Below are 13519 nucleotides of genomic sequence, written 5' to 3'. Positions count from 1 at the left end.
GCGTCCCCTGAATGCAAATCAAGCATCTTCGTCGAAATAATCGCTATCCACGGACGGGACCCGAAGAATACGCGAGCTCACACCTACCTCATTGTCGATCATGAGACCAACCAATCGATCTCCATCGACGATCACAATGCCCTCAACAGAGCCAACAAAGTCAACAGCCTGAGGCGTGAAGCCAGACGTGGTTATGAAAACTCCGCGTTTGGCCTTCTGTCCGGCGAGCGCCCCATAGAAAGCTTGAAGCTCGGGCCTGCCAACCGTACTCTTCCAGCGCTTCGCTTGCACGTAGACTTTGTCCAACCCGAGCTTATCCAGCGAGATCACGCCGTCAATTCCACCATCTCCAGCTCCGCCTACGCGTAGTAAATCTGAGCGACTCGTCCCGTATCCCAATCGATGCAGGATATCAAGAACGATGATTTCAAACCGCCCAGGAGAAACACGCAGCAGGCAGTCCAGAAGCTCCACCGCTGTCGCCGACTTCAGCTCAGAAAGCGCACTATCAAGTCGATCATCGGGGCTCAAAACGGGCGATCCATGAGCTAACTCAGTGGAGTCAGGAGCATCCAGCACTGCAGCATCTACCGAAGATCGAAGCTTAACCGCGAGGTAGCCATTTGCAATTCTCCCAACCTCCTCATCGTCCAGCGGGAACGGATGATCGCCAACGTAACTTCTCCCGGCCTCCGTCAACTGCCAGATGCCGCGCCTCGGGCTAGACGAAAGGCCCGCGCGCTTCAGCCGATCATGCGCCCAAGCAGCACGATTCTTGTAGACCTGCGCACCGCTATCCAACACCCGGAGCTTCTGCTCCTCAGTCAGCCCCAAGACTCTGGCCGCAGCATCATATGCCGCGGCAGCAGGAACGCCTCCAAGATGTCCCTCGAGGAAGCGCAACACCGGATCAATGAACTTGTCGTAAGTTGGAATCATCAAATTCGCCTTCGCGTCGCGTAGTTTGTGGCAACTATAGACTCATTCCGAAACATGTAATGACCCACCATATTTTTCTCAGGTCATGCGTCTAATGAAGTGGTATAGGCCGCATCTGGGATCATCATCGATGTCTCCCTCGGAAAAAGTAGCACCTAAGCAGGAAACGAATGGTTCACTACGCTCGCGCCTTGAGGGTGCACGGTATCGGACAACGGTCGCGGCTATGGCGATGAGATCAGGATAGACGGCTAGACACGACATTGGCTGTCACAGTGTAAAAACCGAACTTAAGCCCAAGCTCGCTGGCCCGAAGCTGGAAGCCCGGTCGAAGGCGCTAGAGATGAGCGAATGGCGAACCTGGGACAGCATGGTCCACGGAGCAGATTCGCCCCACACTTAATTCTTCTTCAGGGCGATCTTCCACGCAGGCCGTGACCACCGTCCCAGATTAAACGCCGTTCAACTTGCTCCCTGCTAATTCAGCGAGGGCTCGTTAGGGCAGCGTTGGCAATCCAAGTTCCTTAAGGAACTCGTTGTGCCGCTTGGTGGCTACCTTGATCTTCTCTTCCAGCGAAACCAGCTCCGAATTCACCGCAGTGAGGTCGACCTCCTCCTCGGCCTCCGTCGTGCTCACGTAGCGCGAGATGTTCAGGTTATAGCCTTCCTTCTCGATACGCTCCATCGACACGCGCATCGAGTAGCGGTCCTCTTCGCGGCGGTGCTGGTATGTATCGAGAATCTTGTCGATGTGCTCGGGTAGCAGTCGGTTTTGCCGCTTGCCAGGTTCAAAGTGTTTGGCCGCGTTGATGAACAGCACGTCATCGGGCTTTTTGCACTTCTTAAGCACAAGAATGCACACTGGAATGCCGGTGGAGAAAAACAAATTGGCGGGCAGGCCGATCACCGTATCGATATGGCCATCCCTCAGCAGTTTGGTACGAATGCGCTCCTCTGCACCACCACGGAAAAGCACGCCGTGAGGCAGGATGATGGCCATCACGCCGTCTTGCTTCAGGTAGTGGAAGCCGTGCAGCAAGAAAGCGAAATCCGCAGCTGACTTTGGAGCCAGACCGTAATTCTTGAAGCGCATATCCTCACCAAGCGCCTCGGTCTGCTCCCAGCGGTAGCTAAACGGCGGGTTCGCGACCACCGCATCAAACCTTGGCTGCTTGGCCGGGTTCATTTCCCGCAACGCATCCCATTCGTTTGTGAGCGTATCCCCGTGATAGATCTCGAACTCAGAATCCTTCACCCCGTGCAGCAGCATGTTCATGCGCGCCAAGTTGTAGGTGGTAATGTTCTTTTCTTGACCAACGATTTTGCCGATACCGTGCGGCCCCATACGGTGGCGCACGTTTAGCAAAAGAGAACCAGAACCACAGGCCAAGTCGAACACGCTTTCCAGATGCTTCCTTTGGCCGGTGGCGGGTTCCTGACTGTCCAACGTGACAATTCCCGAGAGGATGCTGGAGATCTGCTGCGGCGTATAAAACTCGCCGGCCTTCTTACCACTACCCGCTGCAAACTGACCGATCAGGTATTCATACGCATCGCCCAGCGTGTCCTTGTCGGTCGAGAATTTCTCCAATCCATCGGCAATCGCCTTGATCACCGTGCAAAGCTTAGCGTTCTGCGCGGTGTAGCCTTTGCCCAGCTTTTCCGAATTCAGGTCGATCTCCGAAAACAGGCCGCTGAAGGTGCTGGCGAAGGATTCGTTCTCGATGTAATCAAAGCCTTTTTGCAGGGTGCGCAGCAGCTCACCGTCTTGCGTGCGCGCCATCTCGGCAATGCTGCTCCACAAGTAGGCGGGTTGAATTACGTAATGCACCTTGCGGCGCATCTGCTTTTCAAATTCCGCTAAATCCTCCGAGTTTTGCGCATACCACACGGATAACGGTGCACGACGATCATCCTCGCTCAACTTCGGATAATCAGATCCAAGTTCCTTCTGTGCCGCCGCCTCGTAATTGTCGGACAGATAGCGCAGGAACAGGAAGGAGAGCATGTAATCGCGGAAGTCGTCCGCATTCATTGCCCCGCGCAAGGAGTCGGCAATCCCCCACAAGGTGGTGCCCAGTTGCTTTTGGTCTTGTTCGGTCATGGTGTAGCTTCCTGTTCTTGCGTAGCGGGCATCAGTTCCGGGTTGAAGGGATAAAATTCCAGAAAGTCTGCCAGTATCTTTTCGAAGTGCGCCTTGTTTTCCGGCAGCATTTCCACGGGATCATAAAACGAGTAATTACCGTGACTCAGAATGTTGACGAGCCTCCCGTACATGGTGTCGTCCGGGTCGTCATCCTGCTGTTTGATGCATACGGTGAATTTCTTGTGACCGTGGAAGATGGATGATTTTTCCAGAAGGCTGCGCAAGGCGTTAAAGTGGTGCGTGTAAATTTCGCCTACTTCATTTGCTCGCCAAATTTCCTGCAACAGCGTCAGGTGATGAAAGAAAGGCGTGTCACCGGTGTAAGAAAGGTGATACTGGCCAGTCTTGCGGGTGTGAGACAGAAAATGGGGCGCAAACTTCTTACGGTCAATTTCCCGCAACTCATTCCAAAGCACGTTAAAAAAAAGAGTGTGATGCGATGAAATAACCGTTCTTATGGCGTGATCTTTTCGCTTCAGGAACTGAGCCAAGTGATTCCCCACTGCAATTGCATTATGCTCATCCAGCGAGGTAATTGGATCATCGATGTAGATATACTTGACCCACTGATAGGCTTCCGCACCATCCATTGCAAGTTGAACGATGGCCAGAAAGAAGCACCAGATAAACAGGCTCTCCTCGCCGCGCGACACCTTGATATTGTCAATGGTCCGCGTGGTCTCACCCACTTGAATATCGCGCGAGAAGTGGATCGACCAATCGCTGTAGTCGATGGTGAAATCAAAATCGGCATACCGATGGAGGAAGGGGCGAATGCGGTTTTCCATCTCCAGGGCATCCAGCCCCGCAAAGAAACGGGAGGTCGCGTTCATCTTTAGCGCGCGTGCGCTGTCGCCTTCCAAGTCATTGTCCCAAGTAAATAAATCCTCGGTAAACGCGTTGAAGTAGAGCGTGTCACGCATAGCGTCCTCTCCTTCGCCTTGCTTGCCGATGTCCTTGAATGCCATCGACAGCCGGGTCTTTCCGGTGCCGTTGTAGGCGTAGAGCAGTACAAACTTCTTCTCATCCAACTCAGTACGCAGATGCGTGGCCAGATCATTCATGCTGGCTAAGGTGGCGCTCATTCATGCACCTCACTCACCGCTGGAAAAATCTTCTGCATTAGTGCGATCTTATGGCACTTGAGCGCAGTGATCTTTTGCGCCTGGCTGGCGATCAGATTGTCAAAGGAAACAAGGCAATCAGCGATTTTCTTTTGCTCCTTCAATTCTGGAATTGCAACAGTAAGCAGCTTCAACTGGCTCGCGTACAAATGAACAACAGCGTCACCCTGCGCAATTCTTGCAATCTCCCTACTGCAGGAACCATTCAGCAAATAACTCAAGAAAATGCCGTCCTCGGTTGATCTAAGAACATTTAAATCCCCACCTAAAGCAACATCGTCAACCAGCACGCAGGATGCCTTTGCGATGTCCTGCTTGGTCTCGCCTGACGACGGAATCAGAACGTCGTTACGGCGACTTAGAAATGACTCAGCGGATTGAACATTTGTTCTTGAAACAACCTCATCAATAACTTCACCATAGGACGTATAAAGCTCGCCGTAGCGAATGCATTGCCTTGCCCCGTTAGGATCAATGTCGACCTTTGCAATGCCTTTTCCTTTATGGAAGGTGGCAATATCTTCAAGCTGCATTTTTTTCCACTCACCCGCACCAACAAATTCGGGGAATCGCAGCTCCGGCAGTGTTTCGCCGTAGATGGGAAAAAGTCGCTGCATCAATCCATTCTTATGAGCCTTTAGCTCACCGAGCTTTTTCGATTCCAGGGTGAGGCACTCATCGAGCGAGGCGATGCAGTCAGCAATGTTCTGTTGCTCTTCCGGCGTTGATACAGGAAGAGGCATGGCCATGAAATCATCATTTGAAATGGCCATTCTGTCGTGCCGAGCCCCGGTACTGGATGCCTGGCGCATATATTGATGCCAACCCGTGGTTTTAAAATAATAGGCGTAGAAGTCATTATTAACCTCGCCAAACCTAAATACGGAGTACAAGGGCGACATAACGCCGGTTGCGACATTATTCTTTGAAATTGGCCCCACTGGCGCACGCGCAGATATTCTAGGATTGTATACGTAGTCACCCTTCGCTACAACGTAGTAACTTTCCAAGTTTCCTTGCGTGGCGATATCCCTGTCAAAGTAATCGCGTTGATCAACTACGCCGTATTCCGCTGAGTTCGTTAGGACTCGCGTTATTGCGCCACCCCGATTTTTCTGGGCGCAACGTTTCGCCAGCTTGTTTAGCGGGACGAGTTTCCACTCCACTGCATCCACAAACTTGGGGAACCGCAGCTTGGGCGCGCAACTTTTTCCCTTTTCTGGCTGCATTTGCATGCCTTCCTCTTTACTGTTCATATGCACCCAGCCCTGAAATCTCCCGCCCTTGGGCGAGCTTCTTAAATAGCGGAATTAAGCCTTCCATCAAGGCCAATTCCGCCTTGGTGCGCGCCTTCCAGCCCAGTCCTAGCGGGGTGAACAGCTCGCTCAACTGGTCACCATCGAACACCATGCGGCGCAAGGTAGTTTCCACAAACGCTTGCAGATCAGCGGCATTCAACGAGTGCTTGACAGCAACGTCAGCAAGAACTTTCGCATGCTTCTCGGCCTTGAAGCTGTCAAACCCGGCGCGGATGGCCTTCTCATCTAGCGCCTTACCTACTTCCAGCGTGCTGATGTACTCGGCGATATCGTCACGCTCATCGATAAACTTGGCATCGGCCTGAATCACGCCAATCAACTGCTCGCGGCTCATCTTCTGCTTGCCAGGCGTCTGGCTTGAGTAGCGCGCAATCAACTCCATGATGTAGTCGTAGTCGATGATGCTGCTGGCAAATAGCACAAACTCAAAATCGAGCTGCTGCACCGTCGGATCGGTCTTGTTGCCGCCGATGTCTTGCTTTTCCTTCATACGCTGGGCCGTGTCGATGTACATACCCTTGAAGCCCTGCAACTGATCTTTTGGCAGGATCTTCTCAATGCTCGTCTTGTTGTCTGGCGTCAGGTCGGTGTACTGGTCAAGCTGAGTGTTGAGGCGCTGCACCTCTTTGAATAGATTGATAAACTGCGCGCGCGCAGCATCGCCCTTGAGATTGGCGACCGCTTCGGGCTTGTTTTCCAGCCCTTGAGATTGCATGAACGTGTCTAAGGCTTGCACGGCAGTTTGCAGTTTTTCGATGACCACTGGAGCCTTGTCCACCAGCCAGATTTCCTTGGCGGGCTTGCTGGCTTGGCCGGAGAACAGGCCAATAGCGGTATCGACTGCATCCTGCTGTTGACGAAAGTCAAGAATGTTGCCGTAAGGCTTGGTGTCGTTCAGCACACGGTTAGTGCGTGAAAACGCCTGAATCAAACCGTGAAACTTGAGACTTTTGTCCACGTATAGCGTGTTCAGGTATTTGGAGTCGAAACCGGTGAGCAGCATATCCACCACGATAGTGATGTCGATCTTCTGCGCGTGCGGCAGATCGGCATTGGGCCATTGCTGATCCTTGATGCGCTTTTGCACGTCCTGATAATAGAGATCGAACTCACCGAGCTGAAAGTTACCGCCGTATTGGGCGTTATAGTCGGCAATAATGGCTTTCAGCGCGGCTTTTTTTTCGTCCGGCGCTTCTTCATTGTCAGCTTTTTCCTGTAGCAGGTCTTCCTGAATCTGCTGTACGTCTTTATTGCCCTCGGCGGGCGGGGAAAATACGCAGGCAATGTTCAGAGACTGGAAGCCTGAGCCATCTGCCAGCTTCTCAGCCTGCAGAGTCTTGAACAACGCATGGTACTCGATGGCGTCGTTGATGCTGGCAGTGGCCAACACAGCGTTGAACTTGCGCCCATTGGTAGCGGCATCGTGCTTAGTGAGAATGGCCTCGACGATGGCGCGCTTGGCCAGTGGCTCGCCGGGTTTGGGCCCCTTCTTGCCGCCGAGCTTTTTGTCCGGTTTGTAGTAGTCCACGTGGAAGCGCAGGACATTGCGATCTTCGATAGCGTGGGTGATGGTGTAGGCATGCAGTTGCTGTTGAAAGATGTCCGCCGTGGTCTTGAAGGTGGCCTGCTGCCCCTCGATTTGCTGATAGCTGGCGTTGTCTTCAAAGATGGGGGTGCCGGTAAAACCAAACAGCTGCGCGTTGGGAAAGAACTCCTTGATAGCTTTGTGGTTCTCGCCAAATTGCGAGCGATGGCATTCATCGAAGATAAACACCATGCGCTGGCTGCGCAGCGGCTCCAGTCGCTCTTTGTAGTTTTTCTTGGAGCCACCATCCAGCGCCAAGCCTAGCTTCTGAATGGTGGTGACAATCACCTTGTCGGCGTAATCATCAGAAAGCAGACGGCGCACCAGCGTTTCGGTGTTGGTGTTCTCCTCGACGCAATCCTCTTGAAATTTGTTGAATTCTTCCCGTGTCTGCCGGTCGAGGTCTTTGCGGTCGACCACGAACAGGCATTTGTCGATGTCCGGGTTGTCTTTCAGCAGCGTGGATGCCTTGAACGAGGTCAGCGTTTTGCCGCTGCCCGTGGTGTGCCAGATATACCCATTGCCGCAGCGCTGGTGAATGCACTCGACAATCGCCTTGACCGCATAGATCTGATACGGACGCATCATCAGCAGCTTGTGCTCGCTGGCCACCAGCACCATATAGCGGCTGATCATCTGCCCCAGCGTACATTTGGCAAGGAAGGCGTCTGCAAAGCTGTCCAGGTGTGTGATTTTGCTGTTGTCTTCTGCCGCAAATTGATAAAGCGGCAGGAAGCGCTCATCGGCATTGAAGCTGAAGTGACGACTGTTGTTGTTGGCGAAATACCAAGTGTCCGAACGATTGCTGACGATGAACAATTGCAAGAAGCACAACAAGGTCTTCGTGTAGCCATTACCAGGGTCGTTCTTGTAGTCGACGATCTGCTGCATTGCCCGGCGAGGGCTGATGGCCAGCGTTTTCAGTTCGATCTGTACTACAGGCACACCATTGATCAACAAGATCACGTCATAACGGCGGTGGCTGTAGTCGGTACTGATGCGCAGCTGGTTGACCACCTCGAAGTTGTTCTTACACCAGTCCTTGATGTTGACGAGTGTGTAGTAGAGCGGCGTGCCGTCGTCGCGCATGAAGCTGTTGTGCTCGCGCAGGTGCTTGGCAGCAGCAAAGACATCCGGAGTGACGATGGATTCCAGCAGACGGGTGAATTCGCCATCGGTTAGACGAACGCGGTTGAGCGCCTCGAAGTGCTGGCGAAAATTCTGTTCCAGGGCAGCGCGGTCGCGGATGTCAGGGCGTGACGTGTATTTGAGATCTTCCAGCTTGGAGATCAGATTCTGCTCGATCTGGTTTTCTGTTGTTGTCATGAGCCAAGCCTCCAAATTGTGAGATCAGCAGAGATCTGTCTTTTGCTCGAATCGGTCTGTGTCATCGCGTTCTATCCTTTGCCATCCTCGCCGCTGGATTGATAGCCCGGCGCGAGCTTTGCGTTCTCAACGCCGTACAGCGCCAGCGGATCTCTGAGCCACAAGCGGTACTGTTCTTCCTTGAGACGATGGTCGGGCGAGCAGTCCACGCTCCAGCGCAGCAGCATGTAGCCCGCGACGGCGGCGCGCACACGCATCCGGATCGAGCCGTCGGTCATCCCGTAGTCCATCTTGATAATCTTGGGTCGCTCAAGTCGAGGGTGTGGCACGAAGTCCAGCTCGACGACGCGCGTCCACTGGATATCGTTGTCCGGACATTCGTTGGCCTGCGGCTCCTCATCAAGCAAGGTCGGAGCTTCGATCCGCGTGATGACAAAGTCCCGAAACCTCCTGCTCTTTCTATCAAAAGCCCGGACGTGCCAGCGCAGTCCGGTGTCCACGAGCGCAAAGGGAACGATAACCCGCTCGGACTTACCTCTGCTCAACGAGTGATAGCGAATGGCGACTGGCCGCCTGGCGTGGATCGCCCGGCAGACCGGTGCCAGCACCTCCATCCTCGGGCTGCTCAGTGCCGAGGGCGACTCGCACGGCAGCAGTGGCTGCGCTGCGCCGTTCACACCATCGCCGAAGCCTAGAGCCAGCGCTGACAGAACACGCTGAGATGTGTGGTCGAACAGCGGGGCGAACACCTGCCCGATGCGATAGATCTTGTTGCTGCCATCGAAGATGATGTTCTGCGACGCGATTTCCCGGTACAGAGCTAAGTCGCGTGTGGCCCCGGCCGGAGCCACGCTGAAGCGCTCAATCAGGTCTGCGCGACCAATCTCACCGAAGAAATAGAGCCGGAAGTCGATATAGGCCAGCCGCTCGCGCTGGGCGTGGCTCAAGCTCTCGACGCGCCGGGGTTGATTCACCGGTGGTCTCATCTTAGAAGAGCAATCGAAAGACAGTTGCTAGCTTGAGGGCTATCCATTTTTAGACAACTAACATCATCAAGATGATGACATTATGCAGTAGAATTCCCTTCAAGCGACTCATTCCCAGCATGCTTGGTGGGCTTGATCTTTGCCATGATGACTCCTTGGCGAGCCGTTCCCAAGGGCCACATCGAAGCCACGCAAGGGGAAGCCGGATCAAGTTTCGGAAGGCACCAGCCTGTATCGCGCCCGCCCTACCGATTGACAGACCAGCCGCACCTAGACTTGGCGTAGCCAAGCGGAATGCACTGCTGGAGTCATAGTAGAACAACAAGGGCGCCTCTCGGCGCCCTCGCTCTTCCAACTCACTCCCACTCAATAGTAGCCGGCGGCTTCCCCGAGATGTCATAAACCACCCTCGACACCCCCCGCAACTCATTGATGATCCGGTTGCTCACCGTCCCCAGGAACTCATACGGCAGATGCGCCCAATGCGCCGTCATGAAATCAATCGTCTCCACCGCCCGCAGCGCAATCACCCACTCATAAGCGCGCGCATCGCCCACCACGCCCACCGACTTCACCGGCAGGAACACGGCAAACGCCTGGCTGGTCTTGTCGTACAGGTCCGCCTTGCGCAGTTCATCAATGAAGATCGCATCGGCCTTGGCCAGCAGTTCGGCGTATTCGCGCTTCACTTCGCCCAGGATACGCACGCCCAGGCCCGGGCCCGGGAACGGATGGCGGTAGACCATGGTGCGCGGCAGGCCCAGCTCCACGCCCAAGCGGCGCACTTCGTCCTTGAACAGCTCGCGCAGCGGCTCCACCAGGCCCAGCTTCATGTGCTCCGGCAGGCCGCCCACGTTGTGGTGGCTCTTGATCACATGCGCCTTGCCGGTCTTGCTGCCGGCCGACTCGATCACGTCCGGGTAGATGGTGCCCTGCGCCAGCCACTTGGCGTTCTTCAGCTTGTTCGATTCTTCGTCGAAGATCTCAACGAACAGGTTGCCGATGATCTTGCGCTTGGCTTCCGGGTCGCTCACGCCTTCCAGCGCGGCGAAGTAACGGTCGGCGGCATTCACGCGAACGACCTTCACGCCCATGTGCTCGGCGAACATCGCCATCACCTGGTCGCCTTCCTGCCAGCGCAGCAGGCCGGTATCCACGAACACGCAGGTCAGCTTTTCGCCGATAGCCTTGTGCAGCAGCGCAGCCACCACGGACGAATCGACGCCGCCGGACAGGCCCAGGATCACTTCGTCATCGCCCACCTGCTCGCGCACGCGGGCGATCTGGTCGTCGATGATGTTGGCGGCGGTCCACAGGGTCTGGCAGCCGCACACGTCCACCACGAAGCGGCGCAGCAGCGCCTGGCCCTGCAGGGTGTGGGTCACTTCCGGGTGGAACTGCACGCCGTACCAGCGCTTTTCTTCGTTGGCCATGGCGGCCACCGGAATGCGGTCGGTGGTGGCGGTGATGGTGAAGCCCGGCGGTGCAACGGAGACGTGGTCGCCGTGGCTCATCCAGACATTCAGCTTCGGCTCGCCGCCGTGGTCGCTCAGGCCCTTGAACAGTGCATCGGGGTTGATCACGTTCACTTCGGCGTGGCCGAATTCGCGCTGGTCCGCCGCTTCGGTGGCACCGCCCAGCTGCGCGGCCAGGGTCTGCATGCCGTAGCAGATGCCGAAGATCGGCAGGCCGCTGTCGAACACTTCCTGCGGCGCGGCCGGCGCACCCGGCAGCGTGGTCGATTCCGGGCCACCGGACAGGATGATGCCCTTGGCGCCGAACGCCGCGATCTCGGCCGGGTTGTGGTCCCACGCCCAGATTTCGCAGTAGACGCCCAGCTCGCGGATGCGGCGGGCGATCAGCTGCGTGTACTGCGCGCCGAAATCGAGGATGAGGATCTTGTCGTTATGGATGTTGGTCATGGTGCCGTTCCAGTGGTGTTTTTCACAGCGCCCGGCGCTTCAAGGCTCTGCGTCAGCGTGGCGATGAACGCCTCGCGTTGTTGAATATGTGAGGTGTCTTCCTCGTCCCAGCGCAGCATCAGCAGGCCATGCGGTGCGTTGGGGTTGGAGCGGTCGGCGCGCGGCAGTTCGGCAATTTCCTGCACTTCGGTGCCGGGCGCGATGCGCCGTTGCAGCGCCGTCATCGAGAAGCCGGGCTCCGCAGCGCCCCAGGACACCCAGCGCACGCTCATTCTTGCGGGCTCCAGCGCGCCCAGTACCGGCATCAGCACCGGATCATCCGGCCCGTGCAGCAGCTCGGTAATGCATTGCAGCGTGACCTGCAGCGGGCGCTCGCCGGTGCCTTTCAGCAGCCAGCGCTGCTCGCCAGCGGCCTGCACCTGCCAGCCCTTCGGCAGCGAGAACGCGTTCTGGCACGCCTGCACGTCCTGCAATTGCGAAACCGCCGCGCCCGGAGACCCGGAGCGCGGCGGCGGTTCGGACAACGAACAGCCTGCCATCAGCAGGCTGCCCGTAATCGCAAGAGCAGTTCGCAAGCGCATCAGGCGCGGTAGTTCGGCGGCTCTTTGGTGATGGTCACGTCGTGGACGTGGCTCTCACGCTGGCCGGCGCCGCTGATCTTCACGAACTTGGGCTTGCTGCGCATGTCCTCGATGGTGGCGCAGCCCACGTAGCCCATGGTGGCGCGCAGGCCGCCCATCAGCTGGTGGATGATGCCGCCCACCGGGCCGCGGTACGGCACGCGGCCTTCGATGCCTTCCGGCACCAGCTTGTCGGCGGTGGCGGCGTCCTGGAAGTAGCGGTCCTTCGACCCCTTCTCCATGGCAGCCAGCGAACCCATGCCGCGGTAGCTCTTGTACGAACGGCCCTGGTACAGCTCGGTCTCGCCCGGCGACTCCTCGGTACCGGCCAGCAGGCCACCAACCATGATGGTCGAGGCACCGGCGGCCAGCGCCTTGCCGATATCGCCCGAGTAGCGGATGCCGCCGTCGGCGATCAGCGGGATGCGGTCCTGCAGCGCTTCGGCCACCAGGTCGATCGCGGTCACCTGCGGCACGCCCACGCCAGCAACCACGCGGGTGGTGCAGATCGAGCCCGGGCCGATGCCGACCTTGACTGCGTCCGCGCCGCTGTCCAGCAGCGCCAGTGCGGCTTCGCCGGTGCAGATGTTGCCGCCGATGACCTGGACCTGCGGGAAGTTCTTCTTGACCCAGCTGACGCGGTCCAGCACGCCCTGCGAGTGGCCGTGCGCGGTATCGACCACGATCACGTCCACGCCGGCGGCGACCAGCGCTTCCACGCGGCGATCGGTATCGCCACCCACGCCGACGGCAGCGCCGACCAGCAGGCGGGTCGACAGATCCTTGGCAGCGTTCGGGAAGTCGGTGTTCTTCTGGATGTCCTTGACGGTGATCAGGCCACGCAGTTCGAACGAGTCATTGACCACCAGCACCTTTTCGATGCGGTTGCGGTGCAGCAGATGCAGCACTTCGTCAGACGCGGCGCCTTCCTTGACCGTGATCAGGCGATCCTTCTTGGTCATGATGTGGCGGACCGGGTCGTCCAGCTCGGTCTCGAAGCGCATGTCGCGGTGGGTCACGATGCCGGCCAGCTGGCCGTCGCTGCCCACCACCGGCACGCCGGAGATGTTGTGCGCCTGGGTCAGGGCCAGCACGTCGCGGATGGTGGTTTCCGGGCCGACGGTGATCGGGTCGCGGATGACACCGGCCTCGAACTTCTTGACCTTGGCCACTTCCGCGGCCTGCTGTTCCAGGCTGAGATTCTTGTGGATGATGCCCATGCCGCCGAGCTGGGCCATGGCGATGGCCAGGCGGGCTTCGGTGACGGTATCCATGGCTGCGGACAGGATCGGAAGCTTCAGCTTCAGGTCGCGAGTCAACCGCGTTTCGAGGTTGACGTCCTTGGGCAGGATGGTCGAGTGGGCGGGGACGAGCGAGACGTCGTCGTAAGTGAGTGCTTCAGCCTGGATGCGCAGCATCGGCATACCCGAGATGTGGGGAAGCGCGACATTTTACCCCTTTTCAGGAGCCAAGAACAGCATTTTGGGTGGCCAGAATTGGAATTCCGCGCGACACAGTGTCGCACCCGCTCACCTGTAGAGCCGAGCCCATG

Annotated in this window: 9 protein-coding genes; all 9 read right to left on the bottom strand. The window is 57.1% G+C overall.

Translation table 11 applies throughout. The features are described from left to right. Positions 1-18 precede the first annotated feature (18 nt). The 9 genes from B9Y64_RS16250 to guaB all read right to left on the bottom strand — a co-directional run bounded on the left by B9Y64_RS16250 (position 19) and on the right by guaB (position 13385). Complete coding sequence (locus tag B9Y64_RS16250) at positions 19-939, bottom strand: restriction endonuclease (RefSeq protein WP_275539679.1); 921 nt, start codon at positions 937-939, stop codon at positions 19-21. Between the two features lie 496 nt (positions 940-1435). Continuing rightward, positions 1436-3043 (bottom strand): type I restriction-modification system subunit M, encoded by a 1608-nt coding sequence (locus B9Y64_RS16245; protein ID WP_100441585.1) that lies wholly within the window; start codon positions 3041-3043, stop codon positions 1436-1438. Continuing rightward, entirely contained in the window at positions 3040-4170 is a 1131-nt protein-coding gene (locus tag B9Y64_RS16240) for an AAA family ATPase (protein ID WP_100441584.1), read from the bottom strand. The genes B9Y64_RS16245 and B9Y64_RS16240 overlap by 4 nt, the downstream gene beginning before the upstream one ends. Next, positions 4167-5465 carry a restriction endonuclease subunit S gene (locus B9Y64_RS16235; protein ID WP_202909073.1) on the bottom strand — a complete coding sequence of 433 codons (1299 nt, stop codon included), beginning with the start codon at positions 5463-5465 and terminating at the stop codon, positions 4167-4169. Before B9Y64_RS16235 ends, B9Y64_RS16240 begins: the two co-directional genes overlap by 4 nt. After that, the gene (locus tag B9Y64_RS16230; RefSeq protein ID WP_100441583.1) at positions 5455-8439 is read right to left on the bottom strand and encodes a type I restriction endonuclease subunit R; all 2985 of its coding nucleotides are present in this window, start codon (positions 8437-8439) and stop codon (positions 5455-5457) included. Before B9Y64_RS16230 ends, B9Y64_RS16235 begins: the two co-directional genes overlap by 11 nt. Positions 8440-8510: 71 nt before the next feature. Next, entirely contained in the window at positions 8511-9413 is a 903-nt protein-coding gene (locus B9Y64_RS16225; RefSeq protein WP_238379920.1) for a transcriptional regulator, read from the bottom strand. A gap of 368 nt (positions 9414-9781) precedes the next feature. After that, on the bottom strand, positions 9782-11347 hold the full coding sequence (guaA, locus tag B9Y64_RS16220; protein WP_005413109.1) for a glutamine-hydrolyzing GMP synthase: 1566 nt from the start codon (positions 11345-11347) through the stop codon (positions 9782-9784). After that, positions 11344-11820 (bottom strand): hypothetical protein, encoded by a 477-nt coding sequence (locus B9Y64_RS16215; protein ID WP_202909076.1) that lies wholly within the window; start codon positions 11818-11820, stop codon positions 11344-11346. The genes guaA and B9Y64_RS16215 overlap by 4 nt, the downstream gene beginning before the upstream one ends. Before the next feature lie 107 nt (positions 11821-11927). After that, positions 11928-13385: an IMP dehydrogenase gene (guaB, locus tag B9Y64_RS16210; protein WP_100441757.1), complete on the bottom strand. Its 1458-nt coding sequence runs from the start codon at positions 13383-13385 to the stop codon at positions 11928-11930. Positions 13386-13519 lie beyond the last annotated feature (134 nt).

Origin of the sequence: Stenotrophomonas maltophilia, from assembly GCF_002799245.1 — a bacterium.
Lineage (GTDB): Bacteria > Pseudomonadota > Gammaproteobacteria > Xanthomonadales > Xanthomonadaceae > Stenotrophomonas > Stenotrophomonas maltophilia_S.
This window is presented reverse-complemented; position numbering and strand designations above follow the sequence as displayed.

What these genes read in the sequence shown, in the direction of transcription:
- B9Y64_RS16250 (WP_275539679.1), bottom strand. Translation starts at nt 939, where the DNA reads ATGATTCCAACTTACGACAAGTTCATTGATCCGGTGTTGCGCTTCCTC.
- B9Y64_RS16245 (WP_100441585.1), bottom strand. Translation starts at nt 3,043, where the DNA reads ATGACCGAACAAGACCAAAAGCAACTGGGCACCACCTTGTGGGGGATT.
- B9Y64_RS16240 (WP_100441584.1), bottom strand. Translation starts at nt 4,170, where the DNA reads ATGAGCGCCACCTTAGCCAGCATGAATGATCTGGCCACGCATCTGCGT.
- B9Y64_RS16235 (WP_202909073.1), bottom strand. Translation starts at nt 5,465, where the DNA reads ATGAACAGTAAAGAGGAAGGCATGCAAATGCAGCCAGAAAAGGGAAAA.
- B9Y64_RS16230 (WP_100441583.1), bottom strand. Translation starts at nt 8,439, where the DNA reads ATGACAACAACAGAAAACCAGATCGAGCAGAATCTGATCTCCAAGCTG.
- guaA (WP_005413109.1), bottom strand. Translation starts at nt 11,347, where the DNA reads ATGACCAACATCCATAACGACAAGATCCTCATCCTCGATTTCGGCGCG.
- guaB (WP_100441757.1), bottom strand. Translation starts at nt 13,385, where the DNA reads ATGCTGCGCATCCAGGCTGAAGCACTCACTTACGACGACGTCTCGCTC.